Below are 26,054 nucleotides of genomic sequence, written 5' to 3' on the forward strand. Positions count from 1 at the left end.
AAATGAATACTAAAATCACCTATACTGCTTTCACTGGAAGCACGCTTATTGCGAGCGACTCCCTAGTTGAACTTGCAAAAAAACTTAAAGATCTTCCGAAAACAACGGAAAATATTCTGATTTTTAATGATCAAACAGGTCAACAAATTGATCTTGATCTTTCTGGTTCGGAACAAGAATTTCAGCAACGTTATAGTGAACCGGAAGAAATTAAAAAAGTTGGACGACCTAAACTCGGTGTAATTTCTCGTGAAATCACTTTACAGAAAAAACATTGGGATTGGTTAGATCAACAAAGTGCGAGTGCATCAGCAGTAATTCGCAAGTTAATTGATAAAGAATTAAATAACCCAAATTCTGAAGGCAATATCATGCTTGCTAAACAAGCCATCGATCGTTTTATGTCTGCCATGTTGGGTAATATGCCAAATTACGAAGAAGCAACACGCGCCTTATATCAAGGTGATCGAGATATATTTTTAAAGATGATTCAGAGCTATCCTAAAGATTTAAGGGAATATTTAACTTTAAAAACTCAAAGTATTTTCTAAACCCAATAAAAAAACCCGCTTACGCGGGTTTTTTTAAAATCAATTCAGCTTATTAAAGACGGACTAATTCCACAACTTTTTCAGCTGCCTCTTCAACGGTTTCAGCAGTAACTTCTGTATCTGTGCCATCCACCGCCGTAGTGATAACCACAACACCTGTCTCACGCAATAACGTGATTTGCTCAGCAGTTAAGTTGGCTTTTGCAATGGCAACTACACCTTGTTGGATCAATAAACTTTCTAAAACTTGAGCTTTCTCGATTAACTGTGCAGAAATCCCAATCACCGCAGGTTTTTGACCTAAACGCGCAGCACGATCTTCAGCTGTTACAGGATTGCTATGCGCAGTCCATTCAACAGCAGCTTCAACCATACCCGCACCAACCGTTACATTGCTTAAACGATCAATAAAGATGAATGAGCCTGTATAACGAGAATCTTGATATTGATCAAATACAACTGGTGCATCAAACTCAACAACAACATCTGCAATTGCATTTAACTCAAGCTCTTCAACGTGAGTATGCTCAAGCGTATTCACATTCACACGATAGTGAATATTAGTGACTTTAGCAGGAACAGTCTGAGTACCAATCTTAACGTTGTACAACTTACCTTTCACCAGCGGATGTTCATTCATCCATACTACTGAAGCGCGAACACTACGTGAAATTAATGGTTGCTCGCCAGCACGCACCAAAACGTTACCACGACTAATATCAATTTCATCATTTAATGTTAATGTAACCGCTTGACCTGCTACAGCTTGCTCAAGGTTTCCATCAAAAGTAACGATTTCTTTAACTGTTGAACGCTTACCTGATGGAAGTGCAACAATCTCATCACCAACGTTGATTTCACCTAAAGCAATCGTACCAGCAAAACCACGGAAATCGAGGTTTGGGCGATTCACATACTGAACCGGGAAACGGAATTCGTGTTTATTCGATTCACGACTAATTTCCACCGATTCAAGAATGCTCATCAAGGTTTGACCTTTGTACCAAGGCGTATGAGCTGATGGATTTACAATGTTATCGCCATTTAAAGCAGAAATTGGTACAAACTGAATATTGGCTGGACGGCGATCGCCCAACTGGCTTACGAAAGCATCATATTCAATCTGAATTTCAGTGAAACGTTCAGGTGAATATTCAACTAAGTCCATTTTATTAATGGCCACAACAATATTCTTAATACCTAGTAAACTTGCAATAAACGTATGGCGACGAGTTTGAGTTTGTACACCATAACGCGCATCAATCAAGATGATTGCCAAGTCCGCAGTTGACGCACCTGTTGCCATGTTACGGGTATATTGTTCATGCCCTGGCGTATCAGCAATAATAAACTTACGCTTTTCTGTTGAGAAATAACGGTAAGCTACGTCAATGGTAATACCTTGTTCACGTTCTGCTTGCAGGCCATCTACCAGTAATGCCAAATCTGGTGCATCACCTGTGGTTCCTACTTTTTTACTGTCACGTGTTACCGCTTGCAATTGATCTTCGTAAATCAATTTTGAATCGTAAAGTAAACGCCCAATAAGCGTACTTTTACCATCATCTACGTTACCGCAAGTCAAAAAGCGTAGAAGGTCTTTTTGTTCGTGTTGCTTTAAATAGGCCAAGATATCTTGACTGATTAATTCTGATTGATGAGACATTGCTCAAACTCCACAAATTTAGAAATTGTCTTAGAAATAGCCTTCTTGCTTTTTCTTTTCCATTGAGCCCGCTTCATCATGGTCAATCATACGACCTTGACGCTCAGAACTCGTGGCTAAAAGCATCTCTTGGATAATTTCAGGTAACGTATCTGCTTCAGACTCAACTGCACCAGTCAATGGATAACAGCCAAGCGTACGGAAACGTACAGACTTCATCTGTGGAACTTCGCCTTCTTTTAAACGCATACGTTCATCATCAACCATGATTAACGTACCGCTACGCTCTACTACTGGACGAACAGCAGAGAAATAAAGAGGAACGATTTGAATATTTTCTAAATAGATATATTGCCAGATATCTAACTCAGTCCAGTTAGATAAAGGGAATACACGAATACTTTCACCTTTATTCACTTTACCATTGTAAAGGTTCCAAAGTTCAGGACGCTGGTTTTTAGGGTCCCAACGGTGTTTACTATCACGGAATGAATACACACGCTCTTTCGCACGTGATTTTTCTTCATCACGGCGCGCACCACCAAAAGCAGCATCAAATTGATATTTATCCAAAGCCTGTTTTAAAGCTTGGGTTTTCATAATATCGGTATATTTTGAACTACCATGATCGAATGGATTAATTCCAGCTTCACGACCTTCTTTGTTCTGATGAACAATTAAGTCAAAACCATGAGTTTTTGCCATGTTATCGCGAAACGCGATCATGTCTTTAAACTTCCAGCCCGTATCTACATGTAATAATGGGAATGGAAGTTTAGCCGGATAAAATGCTTTTAAAGCAAGATGAAGCATAACAGCCGAGTCTTTACCAATCGAGTAAAGCATGACTGGGTTTTCAAATTCCGCAGCAACCTCACGAATAATGTGAATACTTTCAGCTTCAAGTTGCTTGAGATGTGTGAGTCTTGATTCAGTCATGAACACGTCCTTCTCTATCCATTTTGCCCATAAAATCTAGAAGCGGTATTAAACCACCACCTAGAAGACCATGTGGAGGAACGAGTGCCATAACAACTCCAATTTTTCGTGATAAATAATCCAACCACAAGCCTTTATATGGCTTATAGCATTAGTTATGCATTATAGTGATTTAAAACCGATTCCTTTTGCTTGTTTTTTCATATTGATATTCGATTTAATCATATACATATAATATGCTGATTCACTTGCATAACTTCACAATCGTAGCTTGCGTAATTAACTTAAGCAAATTATGTTCTAGGCTTTATTTTCTCTAAAAACCATAAAAAAAGAGAAGCATTAAAGCTTCTCTTTTTTTAATTTAATCTTAGAAACCAAACATTTTACGTTCTAATGGAATTTCAATACCGATAGAGGCACCTGCATCATTGCCCTCCAAATCAGAATCACTTACCCAACCATTAATTTTTAATGGAAGATCAGGTTTGATGAAATGTGTCCAAGTTAAATCAAGTGCTTTAATTTCATCATCTTTAGGAAATGCTTTATTGATTGCCAAATTAGATTGGTTAACTTTAACTACCATAGCACGACCACTTAAACGGTTCATGACATCAAAGCGGATATCACCACCCACTGAATACATTTGTCCGTCACCACCCATCGCATGTCCTAACGGGAAACCATGTTGATAATAACCATCTTTATAAATGTAATGATTATAAGAAATGCCTTTTACATCACCATTGGTTCGTGTGTCCGCCCATTCTGCATAAAGTTGATATGGCATATCATTGTAGCTTGACGAATAGTCCACACCAGCTAAGTACATTTTCTTAGAAGGAAGTAGTCCAGCTTCATCTTCACCTACATATTGACCATAAATGCCAACAGGGGTATTTATAAGAGATTGTAGATTTAAACGAGCATCAAAACCTGCGATTTGGTTAGATCTATCTTCAGCTGCGTCATAAACATTATCATTACCCTTGATCGCATTCCATAAAGAATCCCAACTTTCAGAGCGACCTTCACCACCCCATTGTAAAGTTCGAGAAGCACCTAGCTCTAAATAGGGTAATGGCTGTGCAGTTATGCGTAGACCTAATAATTTAGCATCTGGAATTGCTTTATAATCATCTAATTGACCAGCAAATGCTTGATATTGCCAAGGTCCAATCCAAGACAACCATTTTGTTTCAAAAGCATTTTGTACAGCACGTTGTGCAGTCACACCATAAACTGGGCGACTCGCATCACCACGAATTAAGCTGCCATCGTGTCCTGGTCCCCACCATGTTGGAATTTGACCTGCAACTACCCACTGATTCCAAAGTTTACCAGCGACATATGAACCTTCAACATTAACGTCTTGTCCATTATCAATTTGCGGATCTTTTTCTGCATTTACACGGATTTTTGCATCCCAGTTTTCGCCACCGGCATTAAACTCTAACGAACCTTGATATTGAGCTTTTTGATTATCACCAAATGCTTGAGGAATATTTTTTATATCAGTTTCAGCAAAAGCACCCACTTTAACTGTGCTGTTATCAGCTTTTAATGCATTAAGAACTGAGTTAATAACTTTTTGTTGAGCTGGATGAGATACTTTTGCCTGAGAAAGTGCTCGCTGTATTTCATCACCACTTAATGGCCAAGTTGAGGTGCTGATATTAATAACACCTTGTTGGTTCAACCAATTTAAGTCAGTACGTAAGTCTTCATTATTTAGCACTAAACCTTGTGCAAAAATAGCGGATGAAGCGGTTGCCAATATTGCGATCGAAAGTGTTCTTTTTAGAAACATGCCAGCACAATTCTCAAAGTTATTTATGAGCAACACCTTAAATTTTTTATCACAAATTTGCAATTGTTAAACTGTGCAATTACATTTTTTAACGCTATTTTAAGATTCGTATAAGTAGGTAAGTTTCTAGATATAAAAGGTAATAAAAAAGGCAGTATAAATACTGCCTTTTGTACCTTAGAAGATTAACCTTCTTTACGGCGCATATGTGGGAATAAAATTACATCGCGGATACTTGGGGCGTCAGCAAATAACATAACCAAACGGTCGATACCGATACCTTCACCTGCTGTTGGAGGTAAACCATATTCAAGCGCTTCTACAAACTCTGCATCATAATGCATTGCTTCATCATCACCTGCGTCTTTTTCCGCTACCTGAGCTTGGAAACGTTCAGCCTGATCAATCGGGTCATTTAACTCGCTAAAGCCATTTGCTAATTCACGACCACCAATGAAGAATTCAAAACGATCTGTAACATGTGGATTGTCATCATTACGGCGAGCCAATGGAGATGTTTCCGCTGGATAATCAGTAATAAATGTTGGTTGACGAAGTTTAGTCTCAACAGTTTCTTCAAATACGATCGTTTGAAGCTTACCTAAACCAAAACCAGGCTTAACTTCTTCTTTCAATTCTTCACGGATAAATTTTGCAAGAAACTCGCGATCACCTACATTTTCAGGCGTGAACTGCGGATTGTTCTCTAAAATCGCATCGAACATAGAGATTTTCTTGAATGGACCTTTAAAGCTAAACACTTCACCTTGGTAAGGAACATCAGTTGTACCTAGAATATCCAAAGCCAACTTTTCAAGCATATTTTCAGTCAATGCCATTAAGTCTTTATAATCAGCATATGCCTGATAAAACTCGATCATCGTAAATTCAGGGTTATGACGTGTTGATACCCCTTCATTACGGAAGTTACGGTTAATTTCAAAAACACGTTCGAAACCACCAACAACCAAACGCTTCAAATAAAGCTCAGGTGCAATACGCAAGAATAAAGGCATATCCAAAGCATTGTGATGTGTTTCGAATGGACGTGCAGAAGCACCACCCGGAATCACATGCATCATCGGCGTTTCAACTTCCATGAAACGTTCGTTGTTTAAAAATGCTCGAATACCTGCAACAACTTTGGCACGAATTTCAAAAGTTTTACGTGTTTCTTCATTCACAATTAAGTCAAGGTAACGTTTACGGTACTTAACTTCTGTGTCATTTAAGCCATGAAATTTATCTGGTAACGGACGAAGAGATTTTGTAAGCAGTTCAAAACCTTCAAGGTGAACATATAAGTCCCCTTTGCCTGAACGTCCGATATAACCTTCGGCAGCAATGATGTCACCAAGATCCAAACCTTTAATGGTCTCAAGAATATCTTTTGGTAAACCTTTACGGTCAACATATAACTGAATACGACCTGTCATATCTTGGATTACCATGAAAGAACCACGGTTTAACATGACACGACCAGCCACTTTTACATAGACATGCTCAGCGCTTTCAATTTGTTCTTTCGACTGATCTTTAAATTGTTCTTGTAGATCAGCAGCGTAATGTTCACGCTTAAAAGTGTTCGGCCAAGGGCTCTTTCCAGTTTCCTTCGCAACATCTTGGATTTGCTTTAATTTGGCATGACGCTGTGCAATTAAATCGTTTTCGGAAATAGTTGGTTCAGAAGTCGATTGAGCGTTTTGTTGCGTCATCTCTGCCTCGATTAAGTAAAAATGAAGTGGCATAGCTTAACAGATTGCAGGAGTTTTTCGAATGATTTCAATCAAACAAAAATGAAAAAAGACAATTTATGGAAACGAGCAGTACTTTTTAAATACAAAATAGACTTAGACCAATCGCTAAGATCATTTTTTAAAGCATTTAGTAAAATATAAAAAAATCCAAATAACCTCGATATTCAAAGGCCCTATTTGCCTTTTATTTTATCAATGAGATTGTGTCGTAAATAATGAAAATTCTATTTTTACATGGCTTGGATTCTTCTCGTGAATCGACAAAGTTCCACGCCATTTTGCATCCACATAAGTTTTGTATTGATGTTGACTACCGTAACTTAAGTTATGCGTCTGTTGAGTACTTTTATCATCAGGCTATTCAAACCATCAAACCGGATTTACTGGTTGGCCACAGCCTTGGAGGGTATTGGGCCTTAAAAACTGCCGCTCAACATAAATTAGCTGTGATTGTAGCGAATCCAAGTCTTACGCCGAGTTTTCGATCTGACTACCCTCAACTGTCAGAAGAAGAGCTCACCCTCTCTAATCCTAAAATGGCCTATTTAGAATTAGGAGATGAGCAACTTGATATGTATCAGGTTCAACAAAAACTTGCACCTTACATGAATATTGAAACGTTTGAGGGCGGACATCATCGTTTGGCTTACCCTTCTCGTATCAATGATTTGATTATGAAAATTTATAAAAAATATTTGGCTTAAATTAATGCAGATAGCTTACTTTTCTTCTGCTAATTTCTTGATTACCTCAAAACCTTGAACGAAGCCACTTTTCAACATACCCATATATTCAGGTAAGGTGGCTAATTCGACTTTTAAAGTAGTTACATTATCGTGCTGACTCAAAAAATATTTTTCTAATGAACCACTCCAGCCTTTGACTTCTTCACTTTCTAAATCTTCCTTACCGTCCTTAATCATTCCTAAATGTTTAAAAATCAAGATTTCCGGCTTTTTCAATTCTTCAATAGTGGAAACCATGCCATTGCCTTCGCCATCTAAGAAATAAGTTTTACCACCGATTTGCCAATCGGTACGCATTGAGGAATCCGGGGCAAAAAATTTTGTCCAAGCATTATATGTTTCGCTATTCCAAAGTAATTCCCATACTTTCTCTATAGGCGCTTCAATTTCTACTTCGTATTCTAAATTTTCCATATTTTACTTCCCTGATTTTTTCCGTTTTATGATATCGACTTTTAATTTTCGCGTTTAATAATGACATCTGTTGACTTTTTATTTGTTGTTATTTAGCGTTGTTATTATATAAATCTTTTAAATGATCAGGCACTTTTTATTTTTCAGCACGTCCATAAGTAAAAGCAAGTTTAAAATTAACGTTAAGAATGCATTACTTATTATTAGTTTATGTTGAAGTTTTGCCTAAATAACCGCTTATTTGTCCTAACCTGCCATTCATCTTTGCTTACGAATGATTAAACTCCCTTATTTGCTTTACATTAAATGTAGAACTGCGTAAAAATTTGATATCCGATCAAAGGCACATTGGTTATTATTGACCGGATCGTGGTTACATTATTAATAGATGGAATAGTTTTACTGAAAGGCAGCTTTAAGCAAACTTATCAGTGCGGAGAGTCTCATGAAAAAATATCAATGTATCGTTTGTGGATGGATTTACGATGAAGCAGAAGGTTGGCCACAAGACGGCATTGCAGCTGGAACAAAATGGGAAGATATCCCTGATGACTGGACTTGCCCTGATTGCGGCGTTTCAAAAGCTGACTTCGAAATGATCGAAATCTAATGATTTAAATTAAAAGGCCATGATTGACATGGTCTTTTTTACGAATATTACCAATCACCGTATTAAATAAACAATTCTAACTCTGGAGAGAAAAATGCATCCTATCGTCATTATCGGATCAGGCATGGCGGGTTATACCTTAGCACGTGAGTTTCGTAAGCTTAGCCCAGAGCAAGAACTTGTGATGATTTGTGCGGATGATGCAGTGAATTATGCAAAACCAACATTATCAAATGCATTTGCAGGTAAAAAGGCACCCGAACAAATTGCTTTAGGTGATGCTGCTAAAATGGGTACTCAACTCAATATGCGTATTGAGCCTTTCACTTTTGTAAAAGAAATTTTAGCTGAACGTCATGAGCTTGTTCTTGAGAAAGATGGAGTAACTTCAAATCAACCTTATTCAAAACTGATTTTAGCGGTTGGTGCTAACCCAATTCGACTTGCAATTGCGGGTGATGGTAGTGATGACATCCATGTTGTTAACTCACTCATTGATTACCGTGCTTTCCGTGAAAATCTAGCTCAACGTAAAGACAAACGTGTTGTTATTTTAGGTGCCGGTTTAATTGGTTGTGAATTTGCCAATGACTTACTTCACAGTGAATATGACATTACTGTTATTGATTTAGCACCTCAACCATTAGGTCGCTTGTTGCCAAGTCATGTTGCTTCTGCATTCCAGCAAAACCTCGAAGAAGCTGGTGTTAAATTTGCGTTGGGTACAACCGTTGAAAAAGTCAGCAAAATTAATAATGGCGAAGATTATGCAGTTACACTCGCGAACGGCCAAACTTTAGTTGCTGACATCGTTCTTTCAGCCATTGGGTTACAGCCAAATATTTCACTTGCTAAAAGCGCAGATATTCAAACAAGCCGTGGCATTATTACCAATAGTTTGCTTGAAACAAATCAAGCCGACATTTATGCGATTGGGGATTGTGCAGAAGTAAATGGCACCCTACTTCCATATGTAATGCCGATTATGCAGCAGGCTCGTGCTCTTGCTAAAACCCTCAGTGGACAACAAACTGCCGTGCATTACCCTGCTATGCCAGTAGCAGTAAAAACTCCAGCCGCTCCACTTACCGTTTTACCGGCACCAGTTGATGTAGAAGTAAACTGGGAAACAGAAGAGTTCGACGATGGTATGCTTGCTAAAGCAATTGACAATGAAGGAACATTGCGTGGTTTCGTATTGTTAGGTGCAACAGCAGGTAAACAACGCTTAACATTAACAAAGCTTGTTCCAGATCTTATTCCAGCCCAAGCATAAGGTTTGAATCAGGGATACTCTTTTGTGAGTATTCCTTTAAGGAATGAATAACATGAATAGCGCCTTACAGTTTAACGTTTCGCCGTACACATCTTTCATGCAAGAGACCAAAGTCAATTTAGGCAATGGTATTGAGCTACATGTAGAAGTGGGTGGAAAGCCGGAACATCCAACCATTTTGCTCATTATGGGTCTTGGGGCTCAAATGCTTTTTTGGCCGGATTTCTTCTGTAAATCACTCATTGACCAAGGTTTTCGTGTTATTCGTTTTGATAACCGTGATATCGGCCTTTCTTCAAAAGTACGTCATGAAGGTAAGCGATTAAATACGGTTAAGTTAATGGGCCGCTTTGCACTCGGGTTAAGTAATCAAGGCGCACCGTATACACTGCATGATATGGCAGATGACGTATCCATGCTCATTGATCGTTTAGGTGTGACTAAAACCCATGTCATTGGCGCATCGATGGGTGGGATGATTGCTCAAATTCTTGCAGCAAAATATCCTGAAAAGGTTGAAAAATTGGGGCTCATGTTTACCAGTAATAATCAGCCTTTTTTACCTCCCCCTTTTCCGAAACAACTTTTGAGTTTAATTGGCAAACCCGAGTCGCGTGACGAAGATGGTATTGTTAATCACAGTTTAAAATTATTTCAATTGATTGGTTCACCTGGTTACGTCAACCAGATTGAAGCAATGCAGACTGCACGTAAACTTTATCAACGTAGCTATTATCCTGCTGGTGTACTTCAACAGTTTTTAGCAATATTATGTACAGGCTCCTTACTTCAACTGGACCGTGAAATTAAGCAACCTGCGTTAGTCTTACATGGCTCTCGTGATCGCTTACTTCCACCTAGTCATGGTAAGGCTGTAGCAAAAGCAATTTCCGGTGCTAAGTTTGAATTAATTGATGGAATGGGGCATGATATCCCTGCACATTTTATTCCACAGCTTAGCGGTTTATTTGCGCATCATTTTAAATCATCATACTAGGACACTATGGCTGCATTACCCTCACTAAGACAGCTATCATATTTAGTTACGTTGTCGGAAACTTTGCATTTTACTGAAGCAGCGCGCCGCTCTTTTGTCACGCAATCGACGTTATCAGGCGGCATCATGGAGCTTGAACGATTGTTAGGTGGCGTTCTGGTAGAGCGTGACCGTCAGAATGTGCGTTTAACACCCTTGGGTGAACAAGTCGTTGCTCGTGCCCGTGTACTACTAGCAGATGCTCAAGATTTAATGCGTTTGAGCCGTGAAATGAGTGAACCGTTAACAGGTGATTTGCATTTGGGCGTTATCCCAACCATTGCGCCTTTTATCTTGACACGGTTACTTGATGAAGTGCATCAGCAGTTACCTAAAATTCAATTGCATCTGCATGAAGCTCAAAGTGAAAAAATTGTAGAGCGTCTAGAACACGGTAATCTAGACATGATTGTTCTTGCTCTACCATTTGATACTAGAGGCCTAAAAGTCGCTGAAATCTCGAAAGAAAACTTGTACCTTGTGTGTAGTAAACAAGATGCAAATGCTTTACAAGCAAACTCTTTAGATGATCTTGATTTATCAAGATTAATTTTGCTTGAAGAAGGTCACTGTTTACGTGACCACGTTTTAAGTGCCTGCCCTATCGGTGAACGTAAAAACGACAACCGTTTAAAAGCAAGCTCTTTACCAACTTTGGTGGAAATGGTTTCTTCTGATTTAGGCTTTACGCTTTTACCAGAAATTGCAATTGATAACAGTATGATCAAGTTTAATGATCAAATTACTGCAAAACCAATTGAAGATGCCCCGAGTCGGACTTTAGCGTTAGTCACTCGTAAAAGCACACCACTACAAAGTGAATTCGACGTGTTACTGCAAATTATGCAGAAAATAACGACAAACTTACATGAATAAAAAAAGGAGTCTACGGACTCCTTTTTGTTTTACTGAGCTGTAAGCGATGCCCACTTAAACACCCAAGCAGACGGCATATTCAAACTATTATCGGCAATAATTTTTTCTCTAATAATTTGTGCGATAGCATAGTCATTGGCTGGGTCTATCATAACTCGTATTCCTTTAGTGGTTGAACTAGTGACGACCTTATAGCCTTTTGCTTCAAGTTGAGATTGAACCCGGTTGGCTTTATTTTGATTAGCTGCTAATGCAACCTGAACCATCCACTTTTTTTCACCATTTTCTAAAATTTCTTTAGCGATTGCAGCATCAAGTTGTTTTTTATTTTCAGAATTTTTCTTTTCTTCTAACTTCTTTGTGTGAACATCTTCAGTTTTCTTTTGAGCTACAAACTCATCTTGCTTTTGTTTTCTTTTCTGGATAGTTATTGCTTTATTATTTACTTCACTTTTTTTATTTTTATCATTAGAAGCTGGGACAAAATAAGGATATATGGCTTGGTCATTAAATCTTTGAAAGACGATGATATCTCCATAACACTTCTGCTCTGCGTAAGCGGTCACTGGCATTATCCCCAAAAGTATTTTAAAAAGTAAACTTCTAATAAAGCATTGCATTTTATTCATTTACCAAAGTTAAGTATATTTAATGCGGCGTATTAAAGTAGATTTCACATGATTTGTATATTTTTAAAATTCAATGTTTTATGCTAAAAATCACATATTTTGAAAACATCTTGCTGTTCTTCAAATTATTATCGTTTATCCAACAACCATTTAGAAATACTAAGTAAATTAGATTGAATTTCAGTGAATTAAAAAGCCGACAAAATGTCGGCTTTTTAATGAGAGTTAAAAGTTCATTATTTAATAATTTCTAATAGTGCCCTTTGAGCATTATGTAGTTTTTCACCTTCTGCTGGCTCAGCACGTACCCAAGTACCATCTGACTGCAATAACCAAGCTTGCTGATTATCTTGCAAATAGTTCACGAGTCCTTGTTGATAAATACGCTTTTTCAATGCAGGATCTTCGACAGGGAAACATGCTTCAACACGGTTAAATAAATTGCGATCCATCCAGTCTGCGCTTGAGCAGTAAATACGTGCATCCCCATTATTACTGAAGTAGTAAACGCGAGTATGCTCAAGGAAACGGCCTACAATTGAACGTACACGAATATTTTCTGATAAGTTAGGTAAACCCGGACGTAAACAGCAAATAGAACGAATAATCAGGTCAATTTGAACACCTGCTTGAGATGCTTCATATAATTTATTGATCAATTGAACTTCCGTTAAGGCATTTACTTTCACAATAATTTGAGCTTTACGCCCAGCCTTAGCATTGGCAATTTCTTCATCAATAAAGTTGATGAGCTGAGCATGTAAGGTAAATGGCGCATGTAATAGCTTTTTCAATTTCGCCATTTTGCCCATACCTGTGAGTTCTTGGAATATGCGATGCACGTCTTCACACAGATCTTTATCAGTCGTCATGAGACCATAATCGGTATAAATTCGAGCATTCATCGCGTGGTAATTACCTGTTCCTAAATGAACATAACGCACCAGTTTGTTGTTTTCACGGCGTACCACCATAATCATTTTGGCGTGAGTTTTATAACCTACGATACCGTAAACAACGACAGCCCCCGCCTCTTGTAAAACGTTAGCGACTTCAATATTGGATTCTTCATCAAAGCGGGCACGCAATTCAATAACTGCGGTCACTTCTTTTCCATTACGCGCAGCTTCCGCCAAAATCTGTACAATTTCAGAGTCAGCACCACTACGGTAAAGTGTCTGCTTGATTGCCAATACTTGTGGGTCGCGTGCAGCTTCACGAAGTAGCTGAATGACGGGAGCGAAAGATTCAAATGGATGATGAAGCAAAATGTCTTGCTTCTGCATTGCAGAGAAAATGCTCTCGGTCTTTTTAAACACTTTAGGCACAACCGGCGTATGCGAGTCATAACGCAAATGAGGGCGTTTAAAATTTGAAACCAAACGAGCCAAGTTTACAGGACCATCAACTTTGTATAATTGCTCATCGGTTAAATCAAATTCTTCCAATAAGTACTCATAAATATGCTGTGGACAGTTATGAGTCACTTCTAAGCGAACCGCACGACCAAAACGTCGAGAACTTAACTCACCTTTTAAAGCTTTTGCTAAATCTTCAACATCTTCATTTAATGCCAAGTCAGCATTACGTGTAACACGGAATTGATAACATCCAGTTGCAGTCATTCCAGGGAATAAATCTGACACATGCTCATGGATAATGGCAGATAACATAACGTGATGTTCTTTACCACCTGTTAACTCATCTGGCAGTCGAACCACGCGAGGTAATGAACGTGGTGCTGGTACCACAGCTAAATCAATTTGACGACCGAAAGCATCTTTACCTTCTAATGTCACAATAAAGTTCAAGCTTTTATTGACGAGACGTGGGAACGGATGCGCTGGATCTAAGCTAATTGGCGTTAATACAGGTGCAACTTGCTCTTGGAAATATTTCTTAATCCAAGCCGACTGTGCTGGCGTTAACTCACCACGACGGAGGAAGCAAATATCTTCTTCACGTAACTTAGGTAAGATTTCCTCATTTAAAATACGATATTGACGTTCAATCGCAGCATGAGCGGTTTCAGAGATTTTTTGTAGGACTTGTCGTGGGGTTAAACCATCAGGGCTACGACTTTCATTGCCTAGAGAAAATTGCTCCATTACCCCCGCAACACGAATTTCAAAGAATTCATCGAGATTGCGTGAAAAAATGAGCAAGAAATTCATTCGCTCAAGTAATGGATGTAAAGGGTCTACCGCTTGCTCCAATACACGCAAATGGAAGTCAAGAATAGACAATTCACGATTTATATAACGGTCATTATAACTATATTCTGTTGGGGTCGTCGGTGTAATCGCTGTATTCATGTCTAACTCAATTCTCTATCCAGCCAAAATCTCTATAAAACAGTATGCTGCAAAAATATGACAATTTGGTAAAAACTAAAAAATTTACACATCTTTAAACATCATTATTCAGGAATCTGGGTGCTATTCATATAACGTAAAATAACGCGTTTTCTATATTGTAGTTTACGATCGTTGCGGTGATCTTGGTAATATTTCGGGTCAGGCAATAAAGCGGCTAAAAAAGCAGCTTGTTCACGTGTTAAGCTTTTAGCACTTTTACCATAATAATATTGCGCAGCTGCTTCAACACCATAACGATTTTTGCCAAACTCAACGGAGTTCATATACACCTCAAGAATTCGGCGTTTTGACCACATTCGCTCCATCATCCATGTTGCGATAGTTTCTTGGCCTTTACGAATAAACGAACGCTTGTTGTATAAAAATAAGTTCTTTGCAAGTTGCTGAGACACAGTAGAACCACCAGCAACCACTTCCCCCTTTTCATTATTACGCTCTAGAGCAAAACGAATACCATCCCAGTCAAAGCCATGATGATAAATAAACTTTGCGTCTTCCCCTGCTAAAATTGCATGTTTGAAATTGTCGCTAATATCATCATAGTCAAGCCATTCATGAATAATCGGCTCTGAGGTATCTGACCAATAATCTAATCGCATAAACATGGTGGTATCCACTTCATGTGTACGCCACCAAACTAAACTTGAGAAAATCCAAAGCTGAATAAGGAGAATTGCCCCAATAAAAATTAACAACACGCGAACAATAAAAGCTTTCATGTTCGTCCTGATCTCCTGTATTCAACTTTTTTCATGTTAAGCTGTTAAGCATGTTCATATATAACAAAAGCATAGCATGACTCAATATCAGCCTCCGCACATTAATCGTAAACTCAATGTACAAACTTGGTGGCTGACCGCCTTATTGATCTTGATTAATGTAGGTTTGTTTGTCTGGCAAATTGCGACTGGTGTCGATATTAGCGACCCAGCCATGAAAGATGCTATTCATTGGGGTGCAGATTTTACACCACTTACTTTTACTGGGCAGCCCGAACGCTTATTTACCAGCATGTTTTTCCATTTTGGTCTTGTTCACCTCATGCTTAACATGTGGGCTCTCTATATTTTTGGTAATGTTGCTGAGTCACTATTTGGTCGCTTCTATTTTATAGGCATGTATTTACTTGCTGGCTTATTCGGTAGTCTTTTAAGTAGTTATATGACCATTCAAAATGGGCATGAATTACTGCAACATTTCGATCAGAGCTTACTACCTCATGTCAGTGCAGGTGCTTCAGGCGCCGTAATGGGATTAGGTGCTGCGTTAACCGTCCTTTCCTTATTTCCACCGCTACCGCATCAAGCCTACATACTCGATAAAAAAGCATTATTAATGATTATGGCCATCAACCTTATTTTTGGTTTTGTCGCAACGGGTATTAATAATGCCGCGCATATTGGCGGCATGATTATTGGCGCATTCCTTGCGCTAATGTGGTACTTAAGCTATGTCAGCAAGCTAAAAACTATACTTAAAATTCTAGGCTTATTAGGCGCAGTAATTATTACAGGTGGTTTCTATATGTACTGTGTAAAAATCAATGCACCTTTACTTCCGCTATGGCATGAAATCATTATCCAGAATCCTGATATTATTCCTTAACCTACAATTGATTTAACTCTCTTAAACTTTGTAAAGGCGGTAAATTACAGAGATAACCTAGTCGATAACGACCAATTAGGGCGCAAATCAGCATCATGCCAAGAGGTAAAATCAGCCATATTTCAATATGCCACTGTAGGGCCATATTCATTTTATAACTTGCAATCGCACTAATCACTTCTGCAAAACAGCAGGCAACTATGCCTGCTAACAGACCTAAGAAACCAATCTCAAAACTGAGCATTTGCTTCATTTTATTTTTAGATAAACCAAATGAACGCAGTAAAGCAACCTCACGGCGTCGCTCGTCCATTAATAAGTTTAAGCATGCAATCAGTACCAATATTCCAGAAAAACCGACTAATGCTGCCAGTACAGTTACTATTTTGACCAAAACATTCATTAACCGTTTTACTTCATCTAAAACTCGGTCAACATCAATAAATACAGTATTGGAAAACTGCTGAATAATATTGATCATTTTAGGTTGATCTTGCTTAGGTACATAGAAACTACCTAAATAACTTCCAGCATTTTCATCTAAGGTTTTCGGTGAAAAAATAAAGAAAAAGTTAGGGCTAAAGCTTTCCCACTCTACGCTCCGGAAATTCACAACTTTGGCTTGTAATGTACCTTCAGGCAGGCTAAAGGTCAGCTTGTCTCCAATTTGGATTCCTAAACTTTCGGCAGTTTTACTTTCAACTGAAACTTGCCCAATGCCATTAAACTGAGCTTGTCCTTTTGTAATTGCATTGTCATTTGGCAATAGATTTGATTGAGTCAAATTTAATTCACGGCGCAAAGAATTATTTTGCTTTATCGCCTCTTCTGAAAAGGGTACATCATTTTTAGCCAGCAATCGGCCACGAATATTTGGATATAACGGGGTGCTTTGCCAACCATGTTGCTTTAACTGTTGCTCAAAGGCTTTTAAATCGAATGGAGGCAATCCATAAACAAATTGATTAGGTGTTCCTTCTGGAAGTTGCTGTTGCCAACGCTCCAATAAATCTGTTCTTAATACACTGAGGACTGTAATGAGGCTTAAGCCTAAAGCCAATGCGGTAATTTGTAAGGCACTCTGTGATGGGGAACGAATATAAAAAGACAAACGATTTTTCAGCTTTTTTAAGCTACGAAGCAATAGCCAAACAACGCTATAAAGCAAAATACAAAGAACAATAATGGCAGCCAAAACCAGAATGCTGAGCATTAAGTTTTCACTCAACACTAAACTAAAAACAATCAGGCTACTAATGCCAGCAAAAAACATAAAAAATAAAGATTTTCGAGATTTGGCTTGCTCGCGAATAACGCGAATTGGAGGTGTATTTAAAAGTTCCCAAATACTTGGCAAAATAAATCCAAGCAGCACAATCACACTCGTAAAAATAGCAATGGGTAAAGGTCCAACTAAAAGTGGTATGACCGAAAAACTTAGCTCTAATTGAGGAATTAATTGCAGCATAAGCTGGAGCAGACCATAACCCATGATTAAACCTAATAGACTGCCCAACACAATTGAAATCGCACTGACAACACTAAGTAATCCAATATATGCCCATAAGATTTGGAACTTACTGGCTCCTAAACATCTGATCAGCGCAATATGATCTTGGTTTTGTTGCACATAACGTTGACTCGTTAGAGCGATGGCAATCCCACACAACAAAATCGTTAAAATATTGGCTAATTGCAAAAAGGTATCTAGGTTTTCAAGCGGGCGTAATAATCTACTATTCGATTCACTTGCATCACGTAAACGCAAGCCAGCCGTCTCATCTGCGTCTTTAGCTGTTTGATGTTGTTGCTTAAATTGCTTTGAAAATGCCTGAACCTGTTCAGGGCTACCTGCCATTAACAGTCGATAATCGATTCTACTGCCTGTTTGAATTGCATGCGTTTTAGCAATATCAGCTTGATGGATAATAACCGTTGGAGAAAAACCTGAAAAACCGAGTTCCTGATTTGAATCACGCACAATTACGCCACTAAAGTGGAAGCTACCGTCAGCAATAGAAACAATATCTCCTCTTTTTACTTTCAGTAAGTCTGCTGCTCTTTGACTTAGCCAAACTTCACCAGACTGAATCTCTTGAGTTTTTGGCTCAATTTCAAGCTGTCCTCTTAGTGGAAAATCAGGTTCTATCGCTTTTACATTGACCATGACAAACTGATCTTGGGTATGCGCCATAGAGCTAAATATGGTGACATTGGTTTGTTTTAAACCAAGCTGCTCTGCCTTTTTTTTCCACGGCTGTTCGATCAGCTCGTTATCCGACAAAACCAAATCCGCACCCAGCATTTGTGAAGCTTGCAGACTTACTGCCTGTTTGACTTGGTCATTACTAAACTTCAGGGCAGTTGTTGCACTGATCGCCAGCGATAGAGCAATAATGAGTAGATATAATCCACCCGTACGAAAACTTTGTAGTAAAAGTGGTTTGAGAAGATTACGCATCATTTAACCACCCTGTACTGTCTTTAATCGGCCGTCATCTAACTCAACATGACGCTGACAAAGGGTTGCTAAATTACGATCATGGGTTACCAAAATTAGAGTGGTCCCTAACTCTCGGTTTAAATCAAAGAGTAAGCTTTCAATTTCTTGTGCCGTCTGACCATCTAGGTTTCCAGTCGGTTCATCCGCAAAAATAATTTGTGGTTCTGCAATAAGAGCTCGTGCAATTGCCACACGTTGCTGTTCGCCTCCAGATAAGACTTTAGGCGTTTGTTCAACCTGTCGACTAAGCCCTACTCGATGCAACCAATCTAAAGCTTTTTTCTCTGCGGTTTTATAATCAAAATCTTTACGTAATCGTAAGGGCAACATCACATTTTCAAGCGCACTCAACTGAGGTAAAAGTTGAAAAGACTGAAATACGAAACCAATATGCTGCATTCGGATTTGAGCGCGCTGTTCCTCTGTTAACTGATGAACAGCTTGACCACATAACCAGACTTCCCCTTCAGACGGTTGATCTAAAGTCGCCAAAATTCCCAATAAGGTTGATTTACCTGAGCCAGAACGTCCCGTAATTGCTACCTGTTCCCCTTCAAAAATCTCTAAATCGATATCTTTTAAAATCGTAAACTGATTTTGGTTAATCTGAATAGTTTGTGTAACTTGATGGGCAGCAATGATGGGTTGTGGCATGATGTGAAAAGTCCTATGTATTCAGAATCAGGGTCGAAGTACAAATGTCTAAATCTTTTTTGATTGGTTCTAAAAGCATCATGCTCATCTCATTAAGTATGCTGCCTATGCTTGTATCGGCGAAAACTATTTTAATTTTAGGAGATAGTATTAGTGCCGGTTACGGAATTGATCCCAAACAAGGTTGGGTACAATTACTGCAAAAACGCTTAGACCAACAGTATCCCAAACAACACAAAGTGGTCAATGCAAGTGTGAGTGGAGAAACAACCAGCGGCGCTTTAGCCCGATTACCTAAATTATTGCAGACGTATAAACCAAATGTAGTCGTGATTGAATTAGGCGGGAATGATGGCTTGCGTGGTCAACCACCTCAAATGATTCAAAAAAATCTGGATCAGCTCATTCATTTAAGCCAAAAACAAAAAGCCAAAGTTATTCTTTTTGGTATGAAAATTCCGCCAAATTATGGGGCTGCATATAGCAAAGCTTTTGAAAATAACTATAAAGTTGTCAGCCAAAAATATCAGGTGAAATTACTACCGTTTTTTCTAGATGGTGTTGCAGGTCAAAAACAGCTTATGCAAAATGACTTGATTCATCCAAATGCTCAAGCACAGTCAAAATTACTTAATTTAGCTTATCCATATATAAAAGGTGCCCTGTAGGCACCTTTTAGTTTTAAGCATTATTATTAATATAATCAGAAATCAAAGAAGGTTACTTCACCAGTTTCTAGCGAATATTCTGCACCCACAACAATCAACTCACCTTTCGCAATCAGGCTCTCTAACACAGCCGAACCATGACGTAATTGATTTACCGAAGCAAAAACGTTTGAACGTACCGCATGACATGAAAGTTTTTTCAAATCATTTTTTAAATCAGTCTGCATTAAAATTTCAACTGACGGACGAACACGGTTCACAATCGACATTAAGTTAGATGATGGCGGGTGATCAGGATTCATCAACGTATCAATTGTTGCTTGAATCGCGCCACAATGACTATGTCCTAATACGACAACAACCGGACAGTCATAGCGCTCTGCCGCGAACTCAACACTACCGACTTGTGAAGGTGCAACCACGTTACCAGCAACACGAATTACGAATAAGTCACCAAGACCTTGATCAAATACCATTTCTGCTGGAACACGAGAATCTGAGCAACCTAATACAATCGCAAATGGATTTTGATCCTTTGCCATTTCAGCGCGTTCATGATGCGATAAGGTTTTTGCAAGGGAAGTATTTCCATTTACAAATCGTTGATTACCAGCTTTCAGACGATCTAAAACTTCTTGCGCAGTAGGCATTTTATATTTCCATTGTTTTTTCAAGGTTAGAAATCATTTTAATGTGTCAAAATTTGAATGTCACTGACAAAAAATAAATCCTTTGTCATGAAAAAAATGAAAAGTACGTCATCTTGTTTAATGTAGATTTTACGGCAAATTCCCTGCTGTTTAGCGAAAAAATAGACATACTTTGGTCCTCGGATTGACTATAATTTTCTTCATTCCAAACATTTGGCAAATGACTCATTGGCAAAGTTTTTCAATAATTTTTCAAACTCGCTTAAGCATCAAGGATGAAATCTATGGCAAGGCTGTCCACATCAATTAAAGCCTCTATGAAAAAAACTGCTACTGCCCTGACTTTGGCTTGTAGCGTATTGTCAGTCATGAGCATTTCTCAAGTGCAGGCAGCCGATAATATTGATGTCAGCTTTCAAACAATATTACAACAAGAGCGTAGCTGGGCCGGACTACAAAGCAAAAGTCTAAAGGTCGGCGATATCACTTGGTCGTATAGTGAAGGTGGCTCTAGCACAAAGCCAACTTTACTACTCATTCATGGTTTAGCGGGCAGTCGTGATAACTGGAACCGAGTAGCTCGTTATCTCACCACAAATTACCATGTCATTATTCCTGATTTACCGGGTAGTGGTGAAACTATCGTTTCTCAAGACTTCGACTATTCGGTCCCAAATCTTGCAGAAAAATTACGTCGATTTGTTGAAGCTGCAAATTTAAAAGGTCCAATCCATATTGCAGGACATTCACTCGGCGGATCTATTGCCCTACTTTATGCTGGACAATATCCATTTGAAACCAAAAGTCTATTCTTGGTTGATAGTGGCGGTATTTTCCGTTCTGCAAATACAATTTATCTCAAAGATCCAACCTATCTAAAACAACTTTTAGTATCTAAAAAAGGCGACTTTAATTATTTATTAAAACAAACCATGTTTAATCCTCCATTTATTCCTAAAGAGTTTTTGCAAGCTCAAGAAAAATTGATGATTGATCAGGCGCCTCAAACACAAAAACTGGTTGATCAACTGATTGCACTTAATAAGGTTTATACGCCAGATTCATTTGCCGTACTTACCAAAACAATTGATGCACCGACGCTCATTTTATGGGGTAAGCAAGATAAAATTATTAATGTAGAAGTCGCAAATGAACTGAAACGGCTTTTAAAGAAGGCTGAGCCTCCCGTTATTTTGGAAAACGTAGGCCATATGCCAATATTGGAAGCTGAACAGTTGGTCATTCAACAATATGTACCGTTTTTATTGAAAGTAGAAGCAAACCAGTCTTTAAAAACGACTACGCCTTAAATAAAACTTTTAATTTGTGAGACCTTATGTCTACCCAACCCCTCATTGAAAAACTTATTGAAGCTCATCTAGATTTTTTAGATGAGCAATTTGCTCAGACTCAGGTGATTCAACAAGAGTTTGAGCAGTTTTATCATTGGTTGGGAAGTCGGCAATTACAACACATTTGGACTTTTGAACCGATTCAACAGCTGATTCAAAAGCAGATTTTAGACACGCCTGCTTCTGATTTTCTGATTGAACAAATTGCTGAGCATATTCGCTTTGCTTTGATTCATCCTGCAAATGACACGGCAACTGTTGAAGACGTTATTCCTGTTTTAACGATTGACCGAATTGCACAGTACGTTGCAAGTAAGGAAGATCACCGTAAAAAGCTGATTAAAACGATTGTGAATAACCCTGCCTTTTCAGCCTTGCTCACGCAACTGATTCAGCAAACAATGCATGATTATTTAGATGAATCAATGTCAAAGCGTGTGCCAGGTGTAGGCCGTTTCATGAAAATGGGTAAATCCGTTTTAGAAACAGTAACCGATTCCAACCTGGACGATACGATTAATCATTATTTGCAAAAGAATATTTTAAAACTGAGCCAGATGAGTGAGCGTGTTTTAAATCAACATTTTGACAATGATAAGCTCTACCATTTTCAGGCAAATGTTTGGCATAAAGTTAAAACGATGCCGCTGTCTGTTTTAAAAAATTATGTAGAAGTTCAAGATCTAACCAAAACCGTAGGTTTAGGACATGAAATCTGGGACCACATTCGTCAGAGCGATTATTTAAAACAACAAGTACATGATGGCATTTACACTTGGTATGTACGTAATCAGGAACGTAATTTTGACTTGTTACTTCGTGACCTCAATATTGACGAAAGTTTAGTGAAGCATGAACTGACCGCATTGCTTGTACCCGTACTACAACAATTAGTCACAACTGGACATTTAAGACGCCGTGCCCGTGTTTACCTAGAAAAGTTTTATTATTCTGAAAAAGCATTAGATATTTTAAATAACAAAGGCGCTTAAAGCGCCTTTGTTATTTAACTATTTAAAATTTATAAATAATACCTAAATTATAACGACGTCCGTCTAAGACATAATTATAAGTTGCTACATCAATGTCTTTATCAAATAAGTTATAGATGCCTGCCGCAACTTGGATTTTGTCAGTCGGTTTATAGTTCATACCAACATCAACCAGTCCATAAGCAGGCTTTCCTTCAGCCATTGAGGTACGGCTTAAATATTCAGAAGTTTTGCTACGGAAATTCAAGCGGCTCCACATATTGACTAAGTCATTAACTTGCCAATCTAAAGTGGTATTAAACATATGTTCCGGCATTTCATTTAAAGGTTGACCTTTAAATTGACCACTTTTTTGCTCAGTATCGGTATACGTATAATTGGCATTCATTTTTAAATCTGGTGAAATTAACCAACCAAATGTCGCTTCAACACCTCTCATATTGGCTTTATCCACATTTGTACGTTGACTCACAAAATCAAAATCTAGACCTAACCACTTACATTCGCGAGCACCTGCATCTCCTGAGCACGTTCTAACTTCTGTAATTTTATCTTTAAATTCACTATTAAAAATCGTTAAGCCAGCATTCAAGTTATCTAAATTATCCCACGCGAATGACAGCTCATAGTTAGTACTTTTCTCTGGTTTTAAATTTGGATTACCAACAATCACTCCAGCAGAACTGCTGCCACCTGTAGCTTGCCCCCATTCTGCTACAGTCGCTCGTAGTGCAGGTGTTTTATAACCTGTTGATACGCCGCCTTTAATAATCCAGTTATCATTTAAAGTCCATACACCATATACTTTAGGACTGAAATGATCTCCAAATTTTTCATCCTGATCCATTCGTAATGACATTGTTAAAGTGAAAGGATCAATAATATTCCATGCATCTTCTGCAAATAACGCCCAGCTATAACGATCTAAATTAGAAACAGGTTGTGAACCACCCACTTTTAACTGGTTACCTAAATCGTCTAATTCTTCTTTTAAATAGCTTCCGCCCACGCTAAGCGCATGATTTGCGAGTGTGATCTGGTTAAGCGTGTTAAATGTAGTATTTACAGCTTCCATATTTCTAGATGGATTCTTATTTTCTTCGCGTTGAATATAAGAATGAGTCTTTACAGGACCGATGTCACCACGGTGCGTTAAGCTATATTCTGTACGGTAATAGTCTGTTAATGAATCTGCTGGTGGATTACGTCCAGTTTGAATTGGTGAAACTGTTTTACCTATTGTGGCGTTACGATTTTGGATAGAACGCTGGTATTCAAGCTCAATGGTATGTTGATCATTAGGAGTCAAGCTTAAAGTCGCCCCTCCTGCACGAATTTTTTGTTTGTGGTAACCACCAATAATTTCATCTTCATCTCTTTGTGAAAATGTACCATTGGCTTTTAATCCAAGTAAATTCTTAATTAATGGTCCCGACACATAAGTATTGGCTTGGTAAAGATTTCCAGATTTATTATTTTCTTGAATTGTTGTATCTAACTTAACCGAACTGTTCCAAACATCTGCAACTTTTTTAGTGATGATATTAATAACACCACCCATGGCATCTGAACCATATAAGCCAGACATTGGACCACGAATAACCTCAATACGTTCAATACTTTCGATTCCCGGTAACCAACCTTGCTCAATACCTGAATTATCACTATTTGGTCGCACAGAACGTGTATTTACTTTCTTACCATCGACCATAATAACGGTATATGCACTTCCCATTCCTCGAATACTGATATCAGATGAGCTTCCACCACCCGTAACAACCACACCAGGTACATCTTTAAGTGCATCAGTTACATCACGATATGCTTTTTTATTAATTTCATCTTGAGTTAAAACAGAAATAGAAGCTGCTGCTTTTTTTATATTTTGTTCAAAACCACTTGCTGTTACGACAATTTTTTCTAGTTGTGCCACTTCACTTTCTTTTTTATTTTTTATGGAAGAATCAACTAAAATATTTTCACTTTCAGCAGCATAAGCCACAGGAAACATTACTGTAAGTACCGAAATTGATAATACAGATTGGAAAATACTCTTCGTCATACCCTACTCCAACAGATTAAATTATGAATAAATATTAAGTTTTGCTTAAACAAATGTAACAAATTTAAATACAAAAATAAATAATATTGATAATTATTTTCAATTACAAGACCATAAAAAAACCTCATTGCGAGGCTTTTTTATTTCACTTTTCAAATAATTTGATTATTTGAAATAAGCACCTTCTGCTTGCGTATGGTCAGTTTGGTCAACCACACGTTGAAGTTCAGGAATGTTCTCTCTTAGAGTGGTTTCTACACCTTGTTTCAAGGTAACGTCAATTGCTGAACAGCCTTGACAACCGCCACCAAATTTTAGTACAGCAGTTAAACCATGTTCTGGGTCATCTTGTACTTCTATCAAGCTACAATTTCCGCCATGCCCTGCAAGACCTGGGTTAATTTCTGCTTGAAGAATGTAAGTAATACGTTCTTCAATCGAAGCATCTGGACCAACACGTGGAACTTTAGAATTTGGAGCACGGAAAGTGAGCTGACCACCAAAACGGTCTTTGTTGTAATCGATTACGGCATCTAAAAGATAAGGAATAGATGGCGCATCAATATACGCAGGAAAATCAGGATAGTCCTGTTTATAATCTGTTGGAATCACTTCTTCTGGCGCACTATATGCCATACAGCATTCGGCACGTGGCGTACCCGGATGCTCAACAAAAATTCGAACGCCAATTCCCGGAGTATTTTGCTTCGTTAATAAATCGTGCAAATACTCTTGTGCAGATGGTGTAATCAAAAGGTTTGGAATTTCTTCTGCAACAGCAGTGTTGGTGTTCTCAGTCGACATAACAATATTCCTCAAGCTGATGCCTTTATATTAACCGAAGATGAGGTAGATTTAAAAAAAATCAACTAAATTT

At 38.3% G+C, this 26,054-nt stretch carries 24 protein-coding genes and 1 pseudogene; 11 read left to right on the forward strand and 14 right to left on the reverse strand.

Translation table 11 applies throughout. From position 1 onward, the window contains the following. The first annotated feature begins 2 nt into the window (after positions 1 to 2). Complete coding sequence (locus POD11_RS02345; RefSeq protein ID WP_239967545.1) at positions 3 to 551, forward strand: DUF2239 family protein; 549 nt, start codon at positions 3 to 5, stop codon at positions 549 to 551. A gap of 52 nt (positions 552 to 603) precedes the next feature. On the opposite strand, the gene cysN is transcribed toward POD11_RS02345, so the two are convergent. The 5 genes from cysN to lysS form a co-directional block, all read right to left on the reverse strand. Continuing rightward, positions 604 to 2,217, reverse strand: coding sequence for a sulfate adenylyltransferase subunit CysN (gene cysN / locus POD11_RS02350; RefSeq protein ID WP_262456183.1), 1,614 nt, complete (start codon positions 2,215 to 2,217; stop codon positions 604 to 606). A gap of 30 nt (positions 2,218 to 2,247) precedes the next feature. Continuing rightward, the gene (gene cysD, locus POD11_RS02355; protein WP_000140408.1) at positions 2,248 to 3,156 is read right to left on the reverse strand and encodes a sulfate adenylyltransferase subunit CysD; all 909 of its coding nucleotides are present in this window, start codon (positions 3,154 to 3,156) and stop codon (positions 2,248 to 2,250) included. Further along, positions 3,149 to 3,280: a hypothetical protein gene (locus POD11_RS02360; protein ID WP_080649498.1), complete on the reverse strand. Its 132-nt coding sequence runs from the start codon at positions 3,278 to 3,280 to the stop codon at positions 3,149 to 3,151. The genes cysD and POD11_RS02360 overlap by 8 nt, the downstream gene beginning before the upstream one ends. Positions 3,281 to 3,526: 246 nt before the next feature. Next, positions 3,527 to 4,969, reverse strand: coding sequence for a capsule assembly Wzi family protein (locus POD11_RS02365; protein WP_239975565.1), 1,443 nt, complete (start codon positions 4,967 to 4,969; stop codon positions 3,527 to 3,529). A 185-nt stretch (positions 4,970 to 5,154) separates the two neighbouring features. Continuing rightward, a complete protein-coding gene (gene lysS, locus POD11_RS02370; RefSeq protein ID WP_002117806.1) occupies positions 5,155 to 6,684 on the reverse strand; it encodes a lysine--tRNA ligase in 1,530 nt (509 codons plus the stop codon). 257 nt (positions 6,685 to 6,941) lie between these two features. Between lysS and POD11_RS02375 the strand changes: the two genes are divergently transcribed. After that, positions 6,942 to 7,430: a YqiA/YcfP family alpha/beta fold hydrolase gene (locus POD11_RS02375; RefSeq protein WP_016141899.1), complete on the forward strand. Its 489-nt coding sequence runs from the start codon at positions 6,942 to 6,944 to the stop codon at positions 7,428 to 7,430. A 15-nt stretch (positions 7,431 to 7,445) separates the two neighbouring features. Here the strand turns inward: POD11_RS02375 and POD11_RS02380 are convergent, their stop codons facing one another. Then, entirely contained in the window at positions 7,446 to 7,886 is a 441-nt protein-coding gene (locus POD11_RS02380; protein ID WP_224993134.1) for an SRPBCC family protein, read from the reverse strand. A 445-nt stretch (positions 7,887 to 8,331) separates the two neighbouring features. On the opposite strand from POD11_RS02380, the gene rubA reads away from it, so the two are divergent. The 4 genes from rubA to oxyR all read left to right on the forward strand — a co-directional run bounded on the left by rubA (position 8,332) and on the right by oxyR (position 11,684). Then, on the forward strand, positions 8,332 to 8,496 hold the full coding sequence (gene rubA / locus POD11_RS02385) for a rubredoxin RubA (protein WP_000760495.1): 165 nt from the start codon (positions 8,332 to 8,334) through the stop codon (positions 8,494 to 8,496). A gap of 94 nt (positions 8,497 to 8,590) precedes the next feature. Continuing rightward, positions 8,591 to 9,772 carry a rubredoxin reductase RubB gene (gene rubB / locus POD11_RS02390; protein ID WP_016141901.1) on the forward strand — a complete coding sequence of 394 codons (1,182 nt, stop codon included), beginning with the start codon at positions 8,591 to 8,593 and terminating at the stop codon, positions 9,770 to 9,772. Positions 9,773 to 9,824: 52 nt separating this feature from the next. Next, on the forward strand, positions 9,825 to 10,769 hold the full coding sequence (gene estB, locus POD11_RS02395; RefSeq protein ID WP_016141902.1) for an esterase EstB: 945 nt from the start codon (positions 9,825 to 9,827) through the stop codon (positions 10,767 to 10,769). A 6-nt stretch (positions 10,770 to 10,775) separates the two neighbouring features. Continuing rightward, entirely contained in the window at positions 10,776 to 11,684 is a 909-nt protein-coding gene (gene oxyR / locus POD11_RS02400; RefSeq protein ID WP_016144631.1) for a LysR family transcriptional regulator OxyR, read from the forward strand. A gap of 29 nt (positions 11,685 to 11,713) precedes the next feature. Here the strand turns inward: oxyR and POD11_RS02405 are convergent, their stop codons facing one another. Further along, a complete protein-coding gene (locus tag POD11_RS02405) occupies positions 11,714 to 12,304 on the reverse strand; it encodes an SPOR domain-containing protein (protein WP_262456283.1) in 591 nt (196 codons plus the stop codon). A 57-nt stretch (positions 12,305 to 12,361) separates the two neighbouring features. Between POD11_RS02405 and POD11_RS02410 the strand changes: the two are divergent. Beyond that, positions 12,362 to 12,490: pseudogene (locus tag POD11_RS02410) on the forward strand (hypothetical protein). 59 nt (positions 12,491 to 12,549) lie between these two features. Here the strand turns inward: POD11_RS02410 and ppk1 are convergent. Further along, the gene (gene ppk1 / locus POD11_RS02415) at positions 12,550 to 14,628 is read right to left on the reverse strand and encodes a polyphosphate kinase 1 (RefSeq protein ID WP_262456185.1); all 2,079 of its coding nucleotides are present in this window, start codon (positions 14,626 to 14,628) and stop codon (positions 12,550 to 12,552) included. A 104-nt stretch (positions 14,629 to 14,732) separates the two neighbouring features. Next, positions 14,733 to 15,410, reverse strand: coding sequence for a monofunctional biosynthetic peptidoglycan transglycosylase (gene mtgA / locus POD11_RS02420; protein ID WP_016141906.1), 678 nt, complete (start codon positions 15,408 to 15,410; stop codon positions 14,733 to 14,735). A gap of 76 nt (positions 15,411 to 15,486) precedes the next feature. On the opposite strand from mtgA, the gene POD11_RS02425 reads away from it, so the two are divergent. Beyond that, positions 15,487 to 16,296, forward strand: coding sequence for a rhomboid family intramembrane serine protease (locus POD11_RS02425; protein WP_262456186.1), 810 nt, complete (start codon positions 15,487 to 15,489; stop codon positions 16,294 to 16,296). Between the two features lies 1 nt (position 16,297). On the opposite strand, the gene POD11_RS02430 is transcribed toward POD11_RS02425, so the two are convergent. After that, positions 16,298 to 18,757, reverse strand: a complete 2,460-nt coding sequence (locus POD11_RS02430; RefSeq protein WP_262456284.1) for an ABC transporter permease — start codon at positions 18,755 to 18,757, stop codon at positions 16,298 to 16,300. 3 nt (positions 18,758 to 18,760) lie between these two features. Continuing rightward, positions 18,761 to 19,453: an ABC transporter ATP-binding protein gene (locus POD11_RS02435; protein ID WP_005802976.1), complete on the reverse strand. Its 693-nt coding sequence runs from the start codon at positions 19,451 to 19,453 to the stop codon at positions 18,761 to 18,763. Between the two features lie 44 nt (positions 19,454 to 19,497). Here POD11_RS02435 and POD11_RS02440 point away from each other — a divergent pair, with 44 nt between their 5' ends. Next, a complete protein-coding gene (locus tag POD11_RS02440) occupies positions 19,498 to 20,121 on the forward strand; it encodes an arylesterase (protein ID WP_239967555.1) in 624 nt (207 codons plus the stop codon). 35 nt (positions 20,122 to 20,156) lie between these two features. On the opposite strand, the gene POD11_RS02445 is transcribed toward POD11_RS02440, so the two are convergent. Beyond that, the gene (locus POD11_RS02445; protein ID WP_004703121.1) at positions 20,157 to 20,771 is read right to left on the reverse strand and encodes a carbonic anhydrase; all 615 of its coding nucleotides are present in this window, start codon (positions 20,769 to 20,771) and stop codon (positions 20,157 to 20,159) included. A gap of 284 nt (positions 20,772 to 21,055) precedes the next feature. On the opposite strand from POD11_RS02445, the gene POD11_RS02450 reads away from it, so the two are divergent. Both POD11_RS02450 and POD11_RS02455 read left to right on the forward strand, forming a co-directional pair. Beyond that, positions 21,056 to 22,081: an alpha/beta fold hydrolase gene (locus POD11_RS02450; RefSeq protein WP_239967556.1), complete on the forward strand. Its 1,026-nt coding sequence runs from the start codon at positions 21,056 to 21,058 to the stop codon at positions 22,079 to 22,081. A 26-nt stretch (positions 22,082 to 22,107) separates the two neighbouring features. After that, positions 22,108 to 23,115 (forward strand): hypothetical protein, encoded by a 1,008-nt coding sequence (locus POD11_RS02455; protein WP_239967557.1) that lies wholly within the window; start codon positions 22,108 to 22,110, stop codon positions 23,113 to 23,115. Between the two features lie 22 nt (positions 23,116 to 23,137). On the opposite strand, the gene POD11_RS02460 is transcribed toward POD11_RS02455, so the two are convergent. Continuing rightward, on the reverse strand, positions 23,138 to 25,177 hold the full coding sequence (locus POD11_RS02460) for a ligand-gated channel protein (RefSeq protein ID WP_016141914.1): 2,040 nt from the start codon (positions 25,175 to 25,177) through the stop codon (positions 23,138 to 23,140). Between the two features lie 165 nt (positions 25,178 to 25,342). Next, positions 25,343 to 25,981, reverse strand: coding sequence for a Fe-S biogenesis protein NfuA (gene nfuA, locus POD11_RS02465; protein ID WP_262456188.1), 639 nt, complete (start codon positions 25,979 to 25,981; stop codon positions 25,343 to 25,345). Positions 25,982 to 26,054 lie beyond the last annotated feature (73 nt).

The sequence above is a fragment of the Acinetobacter sp. P1(2023) genome (assembly GCF_028367635.1).
Classification (GTDB): Bacteria; Pseudomonadota; Gammaproteobacteria; order Pseudomonadales; family Moraxellaceae; genus Acinetobacter; species Acinetobacter pittii_E.